General features: G+C 63.0%; 13 protein-coding genes. 2 read left to right on the forward strand and 11 right to left on the reverse strand.

Annotated elements, in window-relative coordinates; translation table 11 throughout:
• Window positions 1-72: 72 nt before the first annotated feature.
• From BV071_RS12835 to BV071_RS12845, 3 genes are all read right to left on the reverse strand, one after another.
• Complete coding sequence (locus BV071_RS12835; protein ID WP_035607438.1) at window positions 73-2,253, reverse strand: hypothetical protein; 2,181 nt, start codon at window positions 2,251-2,253, stop codon at window positions 73-75.
• 393 nt (window positions 2,254-2,646) lie between these two features.
• Window positions 2,647-7,584, reverse strand: a complete 4,938-nt coding sequence (locus tag BV071_RS12840; RefSeq protein WP_035607442.1) for a PVC-type heme-binding CxxCH protein — start codon at window positions 7,582-7,584, stop codon at window positions 2,647-2,649.
• Window positions 7,585-7,688: 104 nt separating this feature from the next.
• Window positions 7,689-8,540: an AraC family transcriptional regulator gene (locus tag BV071_RS12845; RefSeq protein WP_035607444.1), complete on the reverse strand. Its 852-nt coding sequence runs from the start codon at window positions 8,538-8,540 to the stop codon at window positions 7,689-7,691.
• Between the two features lie 122 nt (window positions 8,541-8,662).
• On the opposite strand from BV071_RS12845, the gene BV071_RS12850 reads away from it, so the two are divergent.
• Window positions 8,663-9,103, forward strand: a complete 441-nt coding sequence (locus BV071_RS12850; protein ID WP_035607447.1) for a cupin domain-containing protein — start codon at window positions 8,663-8,665, stop codon at window positions 9,101-9,103.
• Window positions 9,104-9,131: 28 nt separating this feature from the next.
• Here the strand turns inward: BV071_RS12850 and BV071_RS12855 are convergent, their stop codons facing one another.
• The 8 genes from BV071_RS12855 to BV071_RS12890 form a co-directional block, all read right to left on the reverse strand.
• Entirely contained in the window at window positions 9,132-9,515 is a 384-nt protein-coding gene (locus BV071_RS12855) for a hypothetical protein (RefSeq protein ID WP_265594380.1), read from the reverse strand.
• A 276-nt stretch (window positions 9,516-9,791) separates the two neighbouring features.
• Window positions 9,792-10,235, reverse strand: a complete 444-nt coding sequence (locus BV071_RS12860; RefSeq protein ID WP_035607462.1) for a hypothetical protein — start codon at window positions 10,233-10,235, stop codon at window positions 9,792-9,794.
• On the reverse strand, window positions 10,232-10,522 hold the full coding sequence (locus tag BV071_RS12865) for a hypothetical protein (protein ID WP_265594381.1): 291 nt from the start codon (window positions 10,520-10,522) through the stop codon (window positions 10,232-10,234). The genes BV071_RS12860 and BV071_RS12865 overlap by 4 nt, the downstream gene beginning before the upstream one ends.
• The gene (locus BV071_RS12870; RefSeq protein WP_035607474.1) at window positions 10,503-11,054 is read right to left on the reverse strand and encodes an RNA polymerase sigma factor; all 552 of its coding nucleotides are present in this window, start codon (window positions 11,052-11,054) and stop codon (window positions 10,503-10,505) included. The genes BV071_RS12865 and BV071_RS12870 overlap by 20 nt, the downstream gene beginning before the upstream one ends.
• 12 nt (window positions 11,055-11,066) lie before the next feature.
• Window positions 11,067-11,540, reverse strand: a complete 474-nt coding sequence (locus BV071_RS12875) for a Spy/CpxP family protein refolding chaperone (protein WP_035607476.1) — start codon at window positions 11,538-11,540, stop codon at window positions 11,067-11,069.
• A 252-nt stretch (window positions 11,541-11,792) separates the two neighbouring features.
• Window positions 11,793-16,316, reverse strand: coding sequence for a Calx-beta domain-containing protein (locus BV071_RS12880; RefSeq protein ID WP_265594382.1), 4,524 nt, complete (start codon window positions 16,314-16,316; stop codon window positions 11,793-11,795).
• A 139-nt stretch (window positions 16,317-16,455) separates the two neighbouring features.
• Entirely contained in the window at window positions 16,456-17,769 is a 1,314-nt protein-coding gene (locus BV071_RS12885) for a homoserine dehydrogenase (protein WP_035607481.1), read from the reverse strand.
• 84 nt (window positions 17,770-17,853) lie between these two features.
• Window positions 17,854-18,174, reverse strand: coding sequence for a hypothetical protein (locus tag BV071_RS12890; RefSeq protein WP_052573281.1), 321 nt, complete (start codon window positions 18,172-18,174; stop codon window positions 17,854-17,856).
• A gap of 90 nt (window positions 18,175-18,264) precedes the next feature.
• Between BV071_RS12890 and BV071_RS32890 the strand changes: the two genes are divergently transcribed.
• The gene (locus BV071_RS32890) at window positions 18,265-19,617 is read left to right on the forward strand and encodes an OmpA family protein (protein WP_052573282.1); all 1,353 of its coding nucleotides are present in this window, start codon (window positions 18,265-18,267) and stop codon (window positions 19,615-19,617) included.
• Window positions 19,618-19,667 lie beyond the last annotated feature (50 nt).

A 19,667-nucleotide genomic window follows, 5' to 3' on the forward strand; every position in this document is an offset into this window, starting at 1 on the left:
CGAGGCAAACCGCAAGTTGTTCCTAATCAGGATCAGGATCGTGTCAGGCAGCCGGCAACCGGCCGCCGCGGCTCAGTTGGCATAGCGCACATGCAGGCTGGCGCGCGGCTTCCCTTGCTCCAGCCACTTGCGGTAGCTCAGCCCCTTCATCTTGCGCATGGATTCCAGAGCCTTCTCGACATCCTCCGGCTTGGTGAGCTTCTTCATCTCCTCGGGAGCTTCTTCCAGCAGCTGGTCGGCATTCAGGCCGTTGCGCTTCACCAGCTCCTGCATCCAGTCCCAGTAGGGTGCCATGTCGATCTCCACCAGCATGCCGCTCTCGCTTCCGCTGGCAGGAGTCGCCAGCGCCTTGGCCATACCGGAGGCCAGCTCGCGCGAGGTGCCCACCATCCACAGCTTGTCATTCAGGCTGACGCCGGGGACGAAATCGCCACCGATGAAGGGTGCCGGGAAATACCAGGTGGTGAGATCATCCGAGTCCAGCTTCTGCGGCAGGATCAGGGGCATCTCATTGCCGGAATACTTGGAAGCCATGCCAGTGAGATTCGACCAGACTCCGGCGCTGGTGGCACCCGCCTTGTCCAGCAGCGCGCGATCCTTCACCTCCCGCACGATCACGAAGCGGGGCATCGTGTTGTTGCGGATCACCTCCTCGGAGATGCCGGGCACCGCAGGGATCTCGCCCTTGAGATCGGCGACGATCGCCACCTCATCACCGATGCCCGCGCGGAACTCATCGCGATAGGCACGGTTCAGCGCCCGGATCTCGGAGAGCAGCTCAGGAATCGCGCCCTCCGGAACCTTCTTCAGCGGCGAGTCGGCATGCGCTTTCGCCTCCTCCAAGGCCGCATCGACAATCAAGCCGTAGGTCTCCCAACTCTTCCACGAGAGATCATTGCGCGCCCGGTTCTGCACCCAGTGGGCACGCAGCACTGGCTTCTTGGCATCGGCAGCTTCGGCCATCCGCAGCGGCGCATTGTAGTCGAGCGCCGGATCGGGCCAACCACCGCGGAACTCCAGGCGGAAACCTTCATCGGCCACGCCAATCACGGACAAAGCCGAGGCATCGCGCTGCGCGAGTTGCTTCTCCGTCTGCGCGAGATCGGAAAGGAGCTCGCGGAAGATCCGCTCATTGCGGATCGGCGGCCCGATCTTCTTCGCGATCTCCTCGAAATACACGGAACTATCGAGCAGCGGCAGGACGGTGCGGACCATCGCTTCCGAAAAGTAGACCGTGCCGGAGATCTTCTTCTCGGCATAGGCATTCGTCCACTTCAGGTCATCCGTGGCAGCCAGCGATTGCTCGGGACTGGCGGCGAGGCGGAAGCCTTCCTTGCCATTGCCACAATAGAGGAAGATGCGGCCATCCAGCGAACCGCTGGCCACGGTGAAGTGGACCTTCTCCATGGCTGCCAGCACCCGCTCGATCCGCTCTTGCGGGATCTGGTCCAGCATCTCCTTGGCCTTCGGATCCTCCGCCATCGCCTTGCGGGCATCCTCCAGCGCCTTCGCGAAAACCTTGCTGCCTTCGAATTCGAAGCCCTTGAAGCTGGCGCCCTGGGCCTCGAAACTCACCGGCTGCGCGTCCGGGCTCTTCTTGAGCAACTCATCCAGTCCCTCCGCCACTTTCTTGCTGCACGCATCGAGCTTGGCGGCATCCGGGTGCCAACCCATGACCACGCTCGGCACCTGCAGCTGGGAATCCTTCTCCACCGCATTCAGGATCCGCTCCAGCAGGTCCGCGCTCATGCTGTCTGCCCAGGCCTTGGTCTCCGCGGGGTCGCGCTCTTTCTTCTCCAGTTCCCGGAGCGCCCCTGCGACGAACTGCCCGGTGCTCCACGCCATCACGTCCCGATAGCCGCTGGTCAGAGCCTGGAGTTGAACCCCTCCGCCATTCACAAAGACAAAGGCCTCATCTCCCACATAAAGCGGGACCTCCTCCGGCTTCGGCGCATCCGGCTTGCTCTCGATATCCTTGAAGAGCTCGCTCTTCAGGAACTCCTCGATGGTCTTCTTCACCCACTCGTCGGCGTGATAACCCGCGAGGAAGAAATCGGCATCCGCCGGCACCCGGGTGGCGATGCCCAAATGGCTGGCCACAGGCAGCGGCGCCGCCACCGGCACCGTCGCCGCGGTCGGCACATCCGGCAGCGAAGGCGTGCCCTTCCCCGGTTCCGATGTCGCAGCCGGCTTATCGCAACCGGTGATGAGCAGGCAGGTGGAGGCGGCCGCAAGGAGGAGGGCGTTTCTCATGGCCCCAGACTGCAACGTCCCGAGCCCCGCTGGCCATGGGAAATCGCACCCAATATTTCAACCAGCCCACTGGCTGCACCCACCTCTCCCCGCGGCGCAGCCGCCTTGGACTGCGTGTAGCCTGCTACCGCTTTCCGGCAGGCAGCCTGCTGCCGTGTAGCACCTCAAACCACCCTCCCCACAACAGATCTTCCCCAAGCCCACCCTGGCGTCCTCCAAACATCCTCTCGTATCCCCCAAGCACAGCTTCAGGAATGCCCAAGAAACCACGAACCAACACCGCCCAACACGACTAAAGATTCACCTCCGGCAGTCCTTCCTGCCTTTCATCCGTGTTCATCAGTGTTAATCCGTGGTTTCCGCCGCCTTTGACTAAGGCCTCTGCATCCTGCCTCACTTCCCCCCCGCCCACTTCACCGCATTCACCAACAACCTCCGGAACTCCGGATTGCGATGCACCGCCCCATCGTGCCCCGGAGCAATACACACAATCCGGCACTTCGGATGCGCGGTGATCCACACCGACGGATGCTTCTTCCCGGTCTGCGCCGAAACAGAGGTCTCAATCAAGGTCTCGGTCTTCGCGCCCGGCTCGAAGTTGATCTGATAATGCTCATCGCGGATCTTGAACTCCTTGCTCAAACCCGCAACCACCGGATGCTCCGGCTTGATCACGGTCAGCGTGAATTCCCCCAACGGATCGTGCGCACGTGAGCCACCACCCACGAAGCTCGTGTTATAAGCCGGCCAATCCGGCCAGTTGTACCAAGTGGCAGGATGCAACAGCACCAAGCCACCGCCACGCGCGACGTAAGCATCGAAGGCCTTGCGGAAGGCCTCGCTCTTCGGATAGGCGGGGTCATTCGAGCTGAAGAGGAAGACATCGGTGTTCGGCAATTGCGCCGCCGCATCTTCCGGACTGGAGGTGTAGTAGGGCAGCAGGCCGCCCGCCTCGGTCAGGATCTTCCGGTCCTCGCTGTCATACCACGCGCCGAAGTCGTGCGAGCCACCACCGCCGGCCAGCAGCACGCGCTGGGTATTGGCCGGCAGGACGAATTCCTTGTCCGAGAATCCACGCGCGCCCGATTTGGCATCACCCTTGTCGGCATCGGAGGGCAGCGGACCACCTTCCGCAGGCGCGGGCTTCATCTTGCCGTCCTTGTCCGCGGATTCGAAGGTGATCGCCGCGATCATCGGCGCGGCAGGGCGATCGGCGCTCGCCAAGACAATCTTCTCAATCGTAGCCGCTGGCTGCTTGAGATCGCGCCACAGGTAGCGGATCTGGCCGCGCTTCACCTGATCGGCCCAGGCCGATCCGGCGACATCGATGCGTCCAGCATGGTCGGCGAAGTCGATGCCATTGCGCAGCACGATCTTCTCCGAACTACCACCGCTATAGTAAACCGTGATCTCCACCAGCGGATCGCGGTCATTCGCCGCCGGGAAGCCCCAGCCCGCCACCGCACCCAGCAGGTGAATGCGGCCGGCCGCGAGGCCCACGGGAATCTCCACCCGTTGCGGCATGGTCTTGCTGACCGCACGCGGGTCCATCCCGCCCTTGAGAACAATCACGTTCTTGCCATCGGGAGCAGTGGCTGGATCCTGGAGCTGGAAGGGCACACCGCGCTCCTCGACGAGGCCATATTTCTTGAGGCTGACCTGATCTCCAGGCGTCTCATGCGAGAGATAGACACCACGGCTGCCATCGGCCGTCGCGGCCTTGCCGAAGGGCAAGGTGTGGAAGCGCTGCTCTCCGGAGCGTAGGTAAGCGATCAGGTCGCGCAAGGTGTCCGCACCGAGGCCTTCGAAACCTTCCGGCATCAGCGACTTGCCGGTATCCGTGCGACTGGCGATCTGCGCCCGCGGGATCTCGGTCTCGCCGCCCGCGCTCTTGATGAAAAGGCTGCCCTCGGTCTCACGGCTGACGAAGCCGGAGAGAGATCGTCCATCCGTGGTGCTGATGTTCCAGACATGGTAGCTCGGCTCGACCTCCCGGTTCGGATCGACAATGTGGGTCAGCAGGGCTTCCACACTGTGAACGCCGATGCCTTCCAGCACGGGGCCGATCAACGCGCCTTCACCACGGAAGTTGTGGCACACCGCGCAGGAGGCAAAGAGCGCCTTGCCGGCCTCCGGGTTGCCCGGTTTGCTGACTTCCGGGAGCAGGCGCGCGATCACCGCATCCTTCGCTTCCACCGCCCCGCGCAGTCGCTTGAGCATCGGCGCGGCGTGCTCCTTCACCGCAGCATCCGGGTGATCGGCCAAGCGCGCGAGCACCGGCGTGCCGGTGACCTGCACGGAGAGGCTGCCGTCGTTCAGCGCGTCGCTTAGGGCCATCGCCGAAGCCGGTCGGCCTAACAGGGCCTCGATCGCCTTGGCCTTTTCTCCTGCGGGCAAGGAAGGCAGCACCGCAAGCGTCAGCTTGGTCGCATCGCCCGACACATTCCCCAGCACGGTATCAAGGATCGCACCACGCTGCGGCGACTCGCGGGTAAGCCCGTCTTTCAGGGCAGCGATCAAGGCAGCAGGCAGAACCGGTAGATTTCCCAGCGAAGCAAGCACCTGGGAATCCTGCGGCGCTACCGCGAGGATCCGCTTCACCGCTTCCTCCACCTTCGCCGGATTGGCGGGCACCGCAGACAACGGCAGAGCCGCGGCGGCGATCTGCGGGGAATTGCTGGCCGCGAGTTGCTCCATCACTTCGCCCAGCTTCGGGCTCGCCGGCAACTTGCGTCCACGCAATGAAGCCAGGGAAGCCACTGCGATCTGCGGGCTCTTGCCACCGGACTTCGCGATCGCTTCCAGCATCGCAGGCAGGACCGCGGCATCGCCACTGAAGGCATCGAACAACTGCGCGGCAAGGCCCGCCTGTTTGTCTGCTTCACCCGAGGCCAGGGCAGCAGCCAGCACCTGTGCCGGCTGCTTGCGCGCAAGCCGTGCAATCGCGGCACGCGTCCAGCGGTCATCGGACTTCGCTTGGAGTGCCACCAGCACCTCAGCCGGCAAAGCGGCATCCGCCGGAAGCCCCGCGAGCCACTGCAAACGCACCCGGGCATCCGCTTCCCCCGGCAGGCGACGGCCCAACTCTTCCAACACCGGAGCTGTGGCAAGTTCCGGATGAGCACCGATCACACGGCCGACCGTCACACGCAGCGCAAGATCGCTATCGCCAATGGCAGAGATCAGTTCTTCGGACTTCAAAACGCCAGCGGCAGAGCGGATCCAGAGCGCGTGCAGTCGCGCCACACCCTTCGCATCGCCCAAACGGTTCGCGGCGGTCTTCAGGTCGCCTTCTTCAATCAAGCGCTGCGCCCGGAAACGGATATCGCGGTTCGGGTGCGACAGCGCGGCGATCTGACCATCGAGAGTCGTTAGCTCTGCCTTCGGCAGCGGCTTCGATTCCTTGTGGCTATAGCGTTGGATCCGGCCGAAGTAGTGATCCCGGTCAGGACGCGCCGCTTGATTGTACCACAGGTGGATCGGCCCACGCGGGTCGTTGTGCAAGATCGCCTGGTTGTAGAAATCGATCACGTAGAGCTGGCCATCCGGGCCGACTCGGGTGTCGATCGGCCGGGTCCAGAAGTCGCGGGTCGCGGAGAACTCCTCCTCGCGGGTCTTGGCCGCGGAGTAGGTCGGGCCATCCGGAGTGAGCGCCTCATGGTGGATGATGTGCACCGTCGGCTCGGCGGTGAAGTAGCCCATCTTCCAAACATCCGGCCAGGCACCGCCTTCATACACCGCGCAACCACAGGCCGCGGTGAAGGAACCGATCACATCGTTCGGCTGGTTCTCCACGATTTCCTCCCAGGACATCAGCGGCTTCACGGGACGCAGGTGCACCATCACCTGCCAGGACGGCTCGCGGCCCAGGCCACCCTCCGCCATGATCCGGTCGGACACCGGCACGTGCATGACCAGATCGCCGGAAGTCGGCTGGGTGAAGATCAGCTCGCCGTCCGTGGTCATGTCCACGCCCCAGCAGTTGCCCGACTTGGCGCTGACCATCTCGATCGCGGAGCCATCCGGCTTAAAGCGCACGATGCCCGAATTGATCGCACCGAAGTCCTTGCTGCCATCTCCCGAGGTCACCTGGCGCGAGCCGGCGTAGCCGTGCGTCGCGTAGATCCAGCCATCGAGACCCCAGCGGAAGTTGTTGATCACCGCGTGGCGATCCGAGGTGCCAAGACCCTTGTAGAGCACCGTGCGGGTTTCCGCCCGGCCATCGTGGTCGGCATCGCGCAGGTAGAGGATCTCCGGCGCTTGGCCGACGATCACTCCGTCACGGTAGAAACAGAACGCCGTGGCGAGATCGAGGTCATCGGCGAAGACCTTCTTCGAATCCATCACGCCGTCGCCATTCGTGTCCTCCAGCATCGTGATCCGGTCGCGACCGGGACGGTTCACCGGCGCAGGCTTCACCAGGTTGCTGTCGCGATCCCAGTACGCATACATCGACTCCGGACCACCGCCTTCCTTGCCCTCGGGATATTCCAAGCTCTCCACCACCCACAGCCGCCCCTGCGCGTCCCAGTCCAGATTCAGCGGCTTGGAGATCAGCGGCTCGGCCGCCACCAGGTTCACCTTGAAGTCCGGATGCACCTTCAGCGACTCCAGCGACTTCTCCGGCGAGAGCGGCCCGCCCGGCGGATAGACCAAGGTCGCAAGGTCCTCCTTGGTGTTGAACTCATCCACGTTGTCGCGCTTCGCGGACCACGACAGCGAGCGGCGCAGCATCGCCCGGATCGCCGGATGCGTGAGTGTCTCCGCGTTCTTGCCCGGCACGAAGAAGACCACCCGGCCCTTGCCGACTTCCTGCGACCAGATCATCGGCGAAACGCCATAGACATAGGGCTGCGGATCGGTGCCCTTGAGGTGTTTCTTGTTAGGCGACCAAGTGGTGGCCAGCACCTTCGAGCCCTTCTCCGGCTCGAGGCCATGGAACATCTCATCATTGATGTCGAAGTTTGAGACCCCCTTGGTCACCGCATCCTCGCGGCCCGGCGGGGTGAAGAAGAGCGGCACCTCGCCCGCCCAACGCTGCAGCTCGCCCTTCGCCCAAGGAGAGGCCGGAATCGCATCGTGCACCAGCACCACGCCGCCACCCTTCTCGGCATAGCCGCGGATGCGCTCGCGCTCCTCCGGCGTCCACTGGCCCTTGGTCACAAGGATGGCGTCGGCCTTTTGCAAATCCGCATCGGCCGGCATCGCCTCGTGCGCACTACTCGCACCGGCGATCGCCTCCTTGGATTGCAGATAGAACTCGGGCGCCGCGGCGTGGGCACTCGAGATGGCCAGCAGGATGGCCGTTAATCGGGAAAGTCCGGAGCTCATGGGTTGGGGTAAGAAGGAACGGGAATCAAACTTGCCCCTCATACCGTCCACCGGAAGGACTTCCTCGCAGCGGCAGCAGAAGGGATACGGACATGTGGATTTCTTCAGCGGCGCTGCTCGGAAGGCCGCCAGCCGATCCACTTCTTGAAGGTGTTCGAAAAGGTGTGCGGATTCGTGTAGCCGATCTGGCGAGTGATGGTTTCCACCTTCTCGTCGGTGGTCGCCAGCAAGTGCCTCGCCTGCTGCATGCGCAGGAAGGTCACCTGCTGCATTGGGCTGCGTCCCAGCTCGTTCCGGCACAGGCGGCGCAGGTGCTCCTTGCAGACGCACGCGCGGTGCGCGAGTTCCTCCAAGGACCACGGATACTCCAGGGAGTTCTGCACCTGCTCCCATAGCTTCCACAACCGGGCATCCGCCTGGTGCGGCTGGGCGAAACGCAGGACGTAGGAGTGGATCAGCTCTGTCCACAGGTGCAGCATCGCCGGCGCGGCATCACCCTTGCATTCGGCATGCAGCCCTTGGATCGCATTTAGCAAGGGCTGGGGATCATAGGCCCCGAGCACTGGCGAAGCGGCGGAGACGATCGGATTCGACTCCCGCGACTCGCGGTAGCGGACCCAGCACATCAGCCACGGTTCCTTGCCCGTCGCCTTCATCGCATTGCTCACGAAGGGCGGCAGCAGGCAGGCATGCCCCGCCGCGACCCGCTTCCACTGGCCGTCCACCTTCACCAGCCCGCTGCCACTCAGACAGGCGAGCATGAAGGTCCCGGACTGGTCCGGCCGCGACATCTCATACGGCTCGCGCATTTCCAGCAGCCCGAGGTGCGCGATGTGGTGCTGCGCCAGCAAAGGACACAAGGGACTGGCCAAGATCCAGTCGCGCGCATCGATCTCATCCCCCCGCACCACATGGCTGCGGATAATCTCGGCTTCGGCGGTCGACGAAGTGGGCATTCCTTCCAGCCTAGCCGGAAGCCGCCCGGGATCAAGGACGGGAAATGTGGATATTCGATATCCCGACTCGCACCTGAATAGCTTGTCGCCCCCCGCAGCCATCGTAAGAGTGCAGATCCGATATGAAGCGCTTCGTCCAAGAAGGTGAGCAATACTATGAAACCAACCCCTGGACCCACAACGAATGGCTCGTCCGCCCCGACCTCGTCGCCGCGGAAAATCTCCTGATGGTCCGCGCAACCATGCCCCCCGGCCACTGCCACCCCTTCCACCGCCACCCGCACCGCGAAGAGATCATCCACGTCGTCTCCGGCCGCGCCGAACAGTGGGTGGACGGCGAATACCGCATCCTCGGCCCCGGCGAGATCGCCCACCTACCAGCCGGAGTCGTCCATGCGACCTACAATCCCTTCGATGAGACCTTGGTCTTCCATGCAATCCTCTCGCCAGCAAAGCTGGAAGAAGGCTTGGAAGCCGCCCCGGATCCAGAGGATGTGTCCGCTGAAGAACCTTGGCGCTCGATTCGCAGTGGCATGACACCTTGCAAGATGCTGGGGGAGTGAGTGCGCCGCCCTGAAGCCCGACACGGACCTATTCAGTAGCGTTCTCCGGATCTTGCTGTGAAGCACCGCGAACCTTCTCAATGCCCGCAAGGAATTCCGCAGGGACACCATGCAACTTGCCTCCAAGAAGGGCATCGCGATCAAGACCAAGCCTCCCGTCTGCTCCGGTGCCGCAAAAGTGCTTTTCTGCGCCGGTTGAATGGAAAATCCAGATGGTGGATTCATCCTGAATGTATACACACCAAGGTTCCTTCGGATCGATATAACCTTCGACGCTCTTGAGGTCGGTAACCGCACCGGGATGCTGCGTTTCAGAGAGAGGTTTCAGCCGAGTCTCAACGTTGATTTCTCCATTCTTGTCTTCAAATACTTTCACCCAACATCCCGATTGACCGATGGGATAGTATCCCACCTTCTCCACCATACGAGAGTATGCAGAACTCTTTGGAGGATGGAGGGCTCGCGAGCTCCAAAGCTGCACTCCAACCAACGCGACGATCGCAGCAATGACAGGTACCCATATTCGCTTCATGACAAGCAGCCCCACCCCGGAGTCGATTACTGACAAAAAAGAGGTATCGCATGGTAGGATGCAAGCGGGAATCAAATGACGCAATCGGGGTCTGCTGATCCGGAAAATCTGACAATGTGCCCAATGCCGGAGAACGATCAGAGCAACAGCAGCCGGTCAATCCCCCAGCCCCCACGGACGCAGGCGCTCACCGGCATACTTGCGGAGCGCCTCGCGTTTCCCTTCAGGCAAGCGCGTCGCGATCCGCTCCACGCTATCGGCCGCCAGGACGCGCACATCGTGCCGCAATCCCGAGCGGATTTCCATCAGCTTGCCGCGGCTTGCTCCCAGTTCTTCCCGCACTGCCGCTTGTTCCTCCGGCGTCAGGTCGAGGCGCTTTGACAAGTCCCGCTCCACGCGATCGACGAAGCGCTTCGCCGGGCCCTCTGCCACGAGCGAATTGCGCAAGCTGGCCTGCAGGCGTTTTACCGTTACCACCCCGGTGATACCGACACCTGCCGCCACACCGAGAAAGAATACCAGAGCCAAGAGCAACAGGGCCTTGAGCCGGTTGCGTCCCTTCTTCGGCATCGCGGGATCGGGAGCTACGACATCGTTCATAGGGCAAATTCAAAGAGGAAGGAAACAGCCTCGGAACTACCGTAACCCTCGTAGGCAAGCCCCGCGGCAACAAGCAGCAGCACCACGAAGGCCGGCTTGAACCAGCGCCGGGCGAACAGACCCGCGACTTCATCGGCCAGCGTGGGCAGGGCGTCGGAATGAACCGGGCGCGCTCGCAATGCTGCAAGCACCGGTGCAGCCACGTCGATTTCCGGTGCAACCGCCTGGCTTGCCCCGCTCACCAGATCGGACCAATTCTTGTTCTTCTCAGGTTCCGTCATAGCCATGGCGTGAGAGGATTTTGCGCAGCGCATGTCGCGCGCGGAAGGCTTTGATTTTGGCTTTTGCACGGCTCCAGCCGAAGTGCTCGGCGGCCTCGGCCATGCTCATGCCGTGAAGGTGGACCAGAGTCAGCAAGGCTTGTTCATCCGCGGGAAGCTCCGCCAGCAAGGCGCGCGCCTCGTCCAGCGCGGTATTCGCCGGATCGTCCGCGGCTTCCGCTCCCGCCACAGCTTCCGGCACCCGGTCGGTGAAAACCAGTGGCTGGCGCTTGCGCCGCCGGCAATATTCCAAGCCGCTGCGCGCCGCGATCCGCTTCAGCCAGTGTAAGAATGGCTGCTCCGGCACCCAGCCCGGCAGCGCCTGCCATGCCTTCACAAAGCTCTCCTGCACCAGATCCTCCAGATCGGCGGGCGTGGCGGCGAAGCGGTGCAGCATGGCGGCGAGCACGGGCTGATACTTGGTGACGATCTCCCCGAAGGCGGCCGTATCTCCGGAACGCGCGCGGAGAATCGGGTCCAGATCGGGATCATCGCTCATTGCGGGGCGACCTCATTCACCGACCTTGGCGAAGCGCGCGTCGATCAGATTCTCGATCTCGGCCCAAGCGGACTCGATCTTGGAGACCTGATCCGCGGTCAGGATCGGCTTCACCTTGGTGGCGATCTCCGCGATCAGCAGGGCGCGATGTTCAGCAGAGGTGCCAACCGCCTTGGCTGCTGCCTTGGCCTCGGCCGAGTCGGCACCGTGCTCTTTCACGGCATCGCGCATCGAATCGCGCGTGGTTTTGGACTCGTCCCACTGGTCCTTGATGCGGCTCGTGTAGCCCTTGAGCACACCGCGGATCTCCTGCTTCTGGCTATCGGTAAGAGCCAGGCTTTCGCGGAAGGTGGCGAAACGACCCGCCAGCATCTTGCGCAGCGGGTGGGAACCCTCTCCCGTGGTGGCCGCTTTCAAGGGACCGGCAGCAAGCGATAAACCGGCAAGGACGGAAGCAAGTCCGACGCAAACGGTGATGATTTTCATGTTCGGTTCAGGTTGGTGATTGATTCGAAACCGGCAGGCTCGAGAGCCCGCCCTTCATCTACCCGAATGCCGACAAGGGGAAGGTGGTTACAGAATTCTGAAAAAACTCCCGGGCGCTTCAGCCAGAGGAGTGCCAGGACAGCTACCCGGGAAGAGACACGCGAACCCTTGGCTCGTTGGAATAGGTCCCATGGGAGATACGCATCCCATCGGACCTATTCCGAGCCAACGAACAGCATTGCCACAAAAAGCCTAGTATTTCACGCGGAAGAAGCGCTGTCCCACGCCCGCCTTGCCACGGATCGTCACGCGCTCGTGCTGGTCATTCTCCAGCACCACGCCGATCTCCACACCGGGATCGTCCTTCACGGACTGCCAGACCTGTAGGTCCGCACTCGACTCCACATCGAAGGCCGCTGAGCCATCACGGGGACGCAGGAAGCAGACGCCGGAGCCGGCAGGGCCGGAGATGAGTCCCAGCGGGGCACCACCAGCCTGCACCCCAAGCTGCGCTTCGAGCCAATCCGGTAAGCCGTCCCCATCCGAATCGGCAACGGCAGCGAACGCCTTGGCCGCGAAACCGGACTCTTCGAGGCGATCTTCAGGCGGCCACTGCCCTCCTCCCCACGCGGCACCGAAGCTGGCGGAAGGAAGATAGCGCAGCCGCAGCGCAGGCTGGGCAATCGAATCCGCAGGCAGATCCACGAGCAGGGACCCTGCGGCCGGAGCAGCGCCCGGCCCTGTCCAGCCATGATGACCTTCCCGCCAAGCGATCGCGCGCCATAGACCGGGCTCGATCTCCGCCTCCACTACAACCAGCACGTCCGGCGGTGGCAAAACGGCGGAGTCCACCCGGACCTTTCCATTCTCATGGACCGCAGTTGCAAAGGGTGCCGCTGGATTGAGACGATTCGCCACGTAGTCATCGAAGTCAGCGATACCGTTGCCATCGTGATCCTCCTTCGGACCGGCTTGAGCGAGTCTGAGACCTTGGAAGTAACGCCAGGAGGAGAAGTCGCCGAGCGCCGTCTTCGGCCACTTGGTTACCACGCCATCCTGCAGGGTGAAGACGCTGTCGCCCACAATCTCCGCACCGAAAAGGTCGCCGTATGCCTCATTGTCGAACTCGGTGGAGAAGCGCGCGGTCGCCGCATGCGAACCATCGGACTCAGAAAGCAGGATGAGATCGCGCAGGCTGCGCATCGAGACCATGCCGCTGCCGGCACCGATCGGCCCCTGATAACTCATGAAGTTGCCCTTGAAGGGTTGGCTCCACTTCATCTGCATGGTGGACCAATCGTAAGCGCGCAGGTGCAGCTCATTGCCTACGATAAGGCTGGAATCACCCGCGGCGAGTTCGCCGCTGGTACCGGTCGGCAGCGGCAGCTTGCCCTTGGCCTTCGCTCCGATCTTGAAGCCGAAGACCTTGCCCTTGGTGTAATCAATGCTCTTGCCGGGCGGCCGCTTGCCGGGCGCCGAGACGTAGAGCAGGTCGCCCTTGAAAACCAAGCCGGTGCCGAGGCCGGAGTTCTTGCCACCGGCCTTGCGGAAGGCGCTCTTGAAGTCAGCCCAGCGGAAGACCTCGACCTGCGAACCCGCGGGCTTGCCGAGGTCCATGCCGGGAATGCCAATCGCGAAGTAGTTGGCATTCGAGGCCAGCGTCTCTCCGAAGCCGGGCAGCTTGCCCTTGTAGGTGAGCACGGCGAGTGGCTGGCCGGTGGAGATCGAGAAGATCTCCGCGGTGCCGGTCTCGCCACCTGCCACCCGCGAGATGATCAAGACCTTGTCGCCCTGGGCAATGGCGTTGATGCCGAACATGCGGTTCGACAGCGGCACCGGATCACTGATCCGGCGCAGCAGATTGCCACTAGCCGCGTCGATGACATCCACGCGATGGGTCGGGCCCGGGAGGAACAGCCCATAGGGATTGCCAGAGTAGGCGGCCAGCTTGCCGTCATTGGCCCTGATGCCGAAGAGCTTGGGATTTCCTGCACCCGCGGGAGTGGTGGCCACCACAGTGCCGAGATGCGCGGCGGCGATGGGGATCCCGGAAACCATCGGCAGGATCTTCATTCCGGTGAGAGGCGGAATGCCGGGAGCTTCGATCTTGGCCCCGATCCGGAATTCCGGCCTGTGGATAGGACCATTGTCGGGCTGGACGCGATAAGGCACACCAACCGTGCTGCCATCCATCGGCAGGCTGACCGGGTTGGGATCCAGCGTCATCTTCGCGTAGGCCGTGCTATTCGCGTCGAGGTGATAGAGTGAGACCTGTACCGGGACATTGGTCTTTTCGACCGCGTACAGCGCGAAGCTTGCGCCATCGTGCGATTGCTCGACGGCTTGGTTGATCAACTGCACCGCAGGCCGGGTGCGCCGGTCGCTCAGCAAGCGCAGGCGGAAGCGGAGGCCGGTGTCCATGCTACCGGGAATCGGGACGACCTCGTAGTCCCGCAGCACGATGCCGCCGCTGCCATCCACGGCGACTTGCTCGATCGCGCTGGTGGTTTCCGCGAGGTAGTCCGGTCCATCGATCAGCGCTCCGGTCGCGAGGTCGTAGGCCTTCGGATCATAGCCACCCCCATACCAAATGCTATCGCCCACGGCACCCGCATCGAATTCCGCGGTCTGCTCCCAAAGAGTCTCGCGGGTCGGAATATCGATGGCGACCACTCTGCCAGTGGCCCCGAAGAGAAACATGTCGCCGCGGATGGCGATCGGAGTGGCATACGCGTAATTTCCCAATTGCATCTGCCAGACCGGTGCCAGCGTGGCGGGATCGAAAACACCGAGGAAGCCGGCAGTCTGCGAGGAAAGCGAATGGCTCCCCCAGGAAGCAATGAGGTAGCGGCCATCACTGATGAAGGTCGGATCATTGCCGTTGGAATGAGGCGGAGGATTCGGGAACGCCGTGCCGCCCGCTGGCCCGCCTATCGCGATGGTCCGGGCCGCCCAGTCACTGGAATTGCCGCTCGGAGAATAGCTGACCAGCGCACGGCCACCCCCGAGCAGCACAATGTCGCGGATGAAGCCGGGGATGGGGAAGCTGGCAGAGCTGAGCACCGCGCCGGTCTGGCGATTGAGGCGGGCGAGGATGATGTTCCCGTTCTGGAGATACTGCACCTCGATGCTGTCCGGCGTGGAGAGGAATTCCGCTGCCGACTCGAACAGACCGAAGACCGGAACGCTGGTGATACCGCGCAGGGCGCCGCTGGCATTATCCCAGATGCAGATCTTCTCCGGGCTGGTCGCCTGGGGCACCGCAGCAATGCCAACGGTAAGCTCGGGGTCACGCATCAAGGGAGTGGCCACAGTGAGTGGCGCTCCTGTGGAATTGAGCAGCTTCAGTTCGGTAAGCTGCAAGCCGCTGGCATCCACAATCAGATGACCGCGATGGATCTCCGGCAGATACATCCCCTGGGGCTCGGAAAAGATCAGCCCGATGGTCTCGTGCGACTCTGGCACCAGATCGGCGAGCACCTCCACTTCAAGGGTCGCTTCGCTTGATCCGGCGGGGAAGTTCACGACCTTGTTGATCGCCACGTAGTCCACATCCGCAGTCGCGGATCCACCGGCGCTGCGGACACGCACGGAGAGTGGACCATCCGAAGGGCGATCGAGCTTCAAGGTGACTTTCTGTTTGCCGCCATGGTCCTTGAGATGGATGCCGCCGGGCATGGTCAGGATCGGCCGGGACAGCGCGGGCACGTAGTAGTCCGTGACGTTTTGGCCCTCGGAGAAGCAGCCCTCCGCAGTGGCGATCAGCTCACCGAAGGGATTGTCGAATAGTGCCGGGCGATCGGGGCTGCCGCGGAATTCCATCTGCCACTGGCCACCCGCACCCTTGCGCCACATCTGGAGTTCCGCCCCTCCGGAGCTGACACTTTCCAGATAACCCTGGACCCAGAGTTCATTGCCACGCGCGGTCATATACCTCGGTGTCTTGATCGCACCCGCCACGCCATCGCCGAGGAAGGTCGATGCGCCGGTGTTTACGTCCATCGCCAGAATCTTGCCGTTCGCGAAGTGGAACTGCGTGTCGGAAGCGAAGGCATACATCGGATCCGCGACCATGAAGCCGCCCACAGTCGCTTCGCCCTTCTTGGCGGAAGTCGTGGAATCCACCGCGACCAGCTTGTTCTGGTTCTCCAAGGGATTGTAGAAATGGAAGGCCAGCCAGCCATCTCCGGCCCCGATCAGGTTCAGCGTGGAGAAATTCCCGAGGGCCGAGAGATCGTAGGTCGATTCGGTGATCGTCCGAGTAGTCGCATTGAAACGCAGCAGCTTGATCGGGCTGCTGAGATATTGGCTGGAAACGATGCAGCCGTCCTCCTGACGCAGCTCCTTCAACGAAGAGAGGCTGGTCGTCATCGGATAGGAGACAACCAGCTGCTGAGTGGCCACATCCAGCACGCGGAAGTCCTCCGGAAAGGAATCGCCGTTTTGATCGTTGTAGCCGTAAACAAGACCTTTCGCCACACCCTTGGGTAGGAATCCAGCGGGATAGGTGCTGGTCTGCACGCTCGCGGCGCTGCCATCGACCGGCATGGCATAGCGGGAGATCGTGACTTGCCGATTGCCGTCCGCGTAGCTCAGTGCGCGATAAACCGCATGCTGCTCCGCGCCGATAAAGGATTGCAGGTAATCCGTCGGCACCGTCTGCACCGGCGGATCCATCGGGGGCAGGGCCGCGGCCAAGGCCGGAGCCATCAGCACACAAGCAGCGGAAGCCCGCAGCCATGCGGGCGCAGGGAGAGAGAGGAGAGAAGCAAACATGACCATCGCCGGAGAGCCTTTGGGCGCGGAGGCTTCCCGAGACGAGTTATCTGGTCGATGTTATAGGTCCTCTTCGCGGAAAATTCACAGAAAAGCCCGCTAAAAGGGCAAATTGCAAACGTCCTCCGCCCTCCTCTGCTTAAAGCTTCTCAATCCGGAAAACCACCGGCGCGCTGTTGATGCAATCCAGCGCCTCCACCTTCGCGAGCGTCTCTTGCAAGAGCCCGAAGTTGCAGGTGTGCAGAATGAAGACCATATCGAGGAAAGCCGCGTCCGGTTGATCCGGCTTCACCGGTGAATGCGTGCCGGAAATACCGATGCCCGCATCCGCCAACACCCGAGCAACCTCAGCGATCACGCCCGGGCGGTCGGTCACGTCGAAGCGCACGTAATACGCCGTCTCGGTATCTTCCACCGGCAGCAGGGTGCCGTTCTCGCGATAGGGCAGGAAACCGCGGTGCCCGGTCGGCTGGCGCAATGAGCGAGCCGTCTCCACCAAGTCCGCAACCACCGATGAGGCGGTCGGATCCTGGCCCGCACCGCGTCCGTAAAAGAGCGATTCACCGGCGGCATCACCGTGCACCGCCACCGCATTGAAGACCCCATGCACGCTGGCGAGGATGTGAGTCTTGGCGATGAACGAAGGCTGCACCCGCAACTCCACCGCGCCATCCGGATGCTCGCGGACCACCGCCAGCAACTTGACGACATAGCCGAGGCGCGTCGCGAAATCGATGTCGATCGGACGGACCTGCTCGATCCCCGCAACGTGGACCTTCGCCGGATCGATCGGAAAGCCATAGGCCAGCGTGGCCAGCAGGATCGCCTTGTGGGCGGCATCCCAGCCATTCACGTCCAGCGCCGGATCAGCCTCGGCATAGCCCAGTGCCTGGGCCTCGGCGAGCGCGGCGGAGAATTCCAGACCCGCAGTCGTCATCCGCTCGAGGATGTAGTTCGAGGTCCCATTGATGATCCCGGTGATCGAGTGGATGCGGTTGCCGATGAAGGACTCCTGCACCGTCTTGATGATCGGGATGCCCCCGGCGACCGCAGCTTCGAAATGGATCGGCGCGTCGTGTTCCTTCGAGAGAGCGAAAAGCTCGACGCCACGCTCGGCGAGCAAGGCCTTGTTGCCCGTGACCACCGGCTTCCCGGCCTTCAGCGCCGCCGCCACGATCTCAAAGGCATCCGTGGTGCCGCCGATCAGCTCGACGACAATATCCACTGCCGGGTCCTCGACCACTTCCTTCCAGGAAGTCGTCAGTTTCTCCGCAGGCAAGTTGACAGGCCGCACCTTCGCGAGGTCGCGCACCAGCACCTTCGCCACCTCCAGATTTACCAGACCACCCGTGCGGTCACAGATCAGGCCCGCATTGCGTTCCAATGCCAGCACCACGCCGGAACCGACGGTGCCAAGTCCAGCGAGCCCGATACCAAGGGAAGAACACTTCACGCCCCGAGCTTCGGCGCGGACTGCCACCGGGAAAAGCGCAAAGCGGGTCAGGATGGCACCGTGCCCACAAACCCGTCCCGCTGATCAATCCTCTTCGGTCTTCTCCGCCGCCAGCCAATCCCCGAGCTGGTCACCATGCTCGCCCTTCTCCACCCGGCTCTTGTAGTTGAGATAGGCGGCCTTTGCGACGTCCTTGGCCTTCGGTGCAGCGGTCTTGCCCTTCGCGGCCGACTTGGTGGGGGCAGGAGCCTCCACCTTCGCGACCGGAGCAGGGGCAGGAGCCTCACTTTTGGCCGCCTTTCCCGCGGCTTTTTTGGCAGGAGCTTTCTTCGCGGCCTTCTTGGCAGCAGGAACTTCGGAAGCGGCTTTGGCGGCCGCCTTCTTTGCAGCTTTCTTGGCAGGCATCGCCCGAATTCCAGCACGGCGGGTGCCAAGCAGCAAGATCGATCGCAAGCCGGTGATTGTCAGGCAGGCCGCCCGGCGTATAGTCCGGCCGTGGAAAACAGCTACGGATGGCGCAGCTCGCGCGAGAGCACACCGATCCGCCTGCCCGGCCCGGATAATATGGGCTGGTGGGTGGCGGTAGCCTTCTTCGTGGCCGTGATCCTCCACGTCGGCGCGTTCTACTTCCTGAGCTCCATCAAAATCGCCCGCGCCATCCTGCCCGGTGACGAAATCTCCACACAGCCGGTGGCCCAGGAACCGGTGGAAGTCCTGCCGCCGGAGAAGGACATGATGATCCCGAAGGAAGTGGAAACCCCGCCTCCACCCACCGCTGCCGCCCTGCTCGATGAACTGGACGCGCTTACCAAGCTGCCGAAGGATACCGAGATGGAACTCAAGCCGGAGATCAAGGAGCCCGAATTCGCGGTGCGCCTTGAGAATCCCGCCATGGCCGGTGACCCGCAGGGCATCGTGGTCGATCCTGCCGCGGGCATCGACCTGAGCACCTCGATGAAGGAGCTCGGCAAGACCGCCAACAACCTGCCGCTCGCCGCAGAATCCCAGATCATCGTCGATCCCGGTGCGAGCATGGTGGATGAATCCAACCTCAACCGCTTCGCCGAGGACCTCCTCAAGAAGGGCGCGGGCGGCAAAGTGGATGCCGGCACGCTCGATGGTGTGGTGACTCTCCAGGACATGGTCGGCCTCTCGCCGGACGTACTGGTCGGCAAGAAGACGATGCTGCCCAGTGACCTACTCTTCGAATACGATAGCGCCGAGTTGCGCCAGAGCGCCAAGGTCGGGCTGATGAAGCTGGCGCTGATTATCGACCGCAATCCCGGGCTCTACTGCTGGATTGAGGGCTACTCCGACCTCTTCGGTGGCGAGTCCTACAATCTCTCGCTTTCCCAACGCCGCGCCGAAGCGGTGAAGGCCTACTTGGTCAGCTCGCTGCGCATGAATGGCGACAGGATCGTTCCCCGCGGCTACGGCATGGCTCGCCCGCTTGTCGGCTCCGGCAACGTGGAGGAGCAGGCTCCCAACCGCCGCGTGGAAATCCGCATGCGCCGCAATCAGCCGCCGACTCAAAGCACGGGACAACCCCAAGCTCAAGGCCAAGGCACCCCGGTAAAGCCGCAGCCCGCACCCGTGGTGGTGAAGCCGATGCGCGCCCTGCCGGTGGAAGAGGAAACCCACACGCCTGCCCCCGCTCCGCCGCCGCAGCGCACTCGACCCCAAACGCAGACCCCACCCAAGGCTCAGCCGGTGGAGGAAACGCCACCACCGCGCGCCAAGCCGAAGCCCGCTCCCAAGGCCCAGCCGGTGGAAGAAGAAGAGCAGGCACCCAAGGCCGAGGAAGTGGTCGAGGAGCCCCAGCGCGCCGAGCCGGTCGAGGAGGAGTAAAGCGTCCAGCTCTCCGCGCCCCTGCGCTCGCTCTCCGATAAGGAATACCC

This window comes from Haloferula sp. BvORR071, assembly GCF_000739615.1.
Taxonomy (GTDB): Bacteria; Verrucomicrobiota; Verrucomicrobiia; order Verrucomicrobiales; family Akkermansiaceae; genus Haloferula.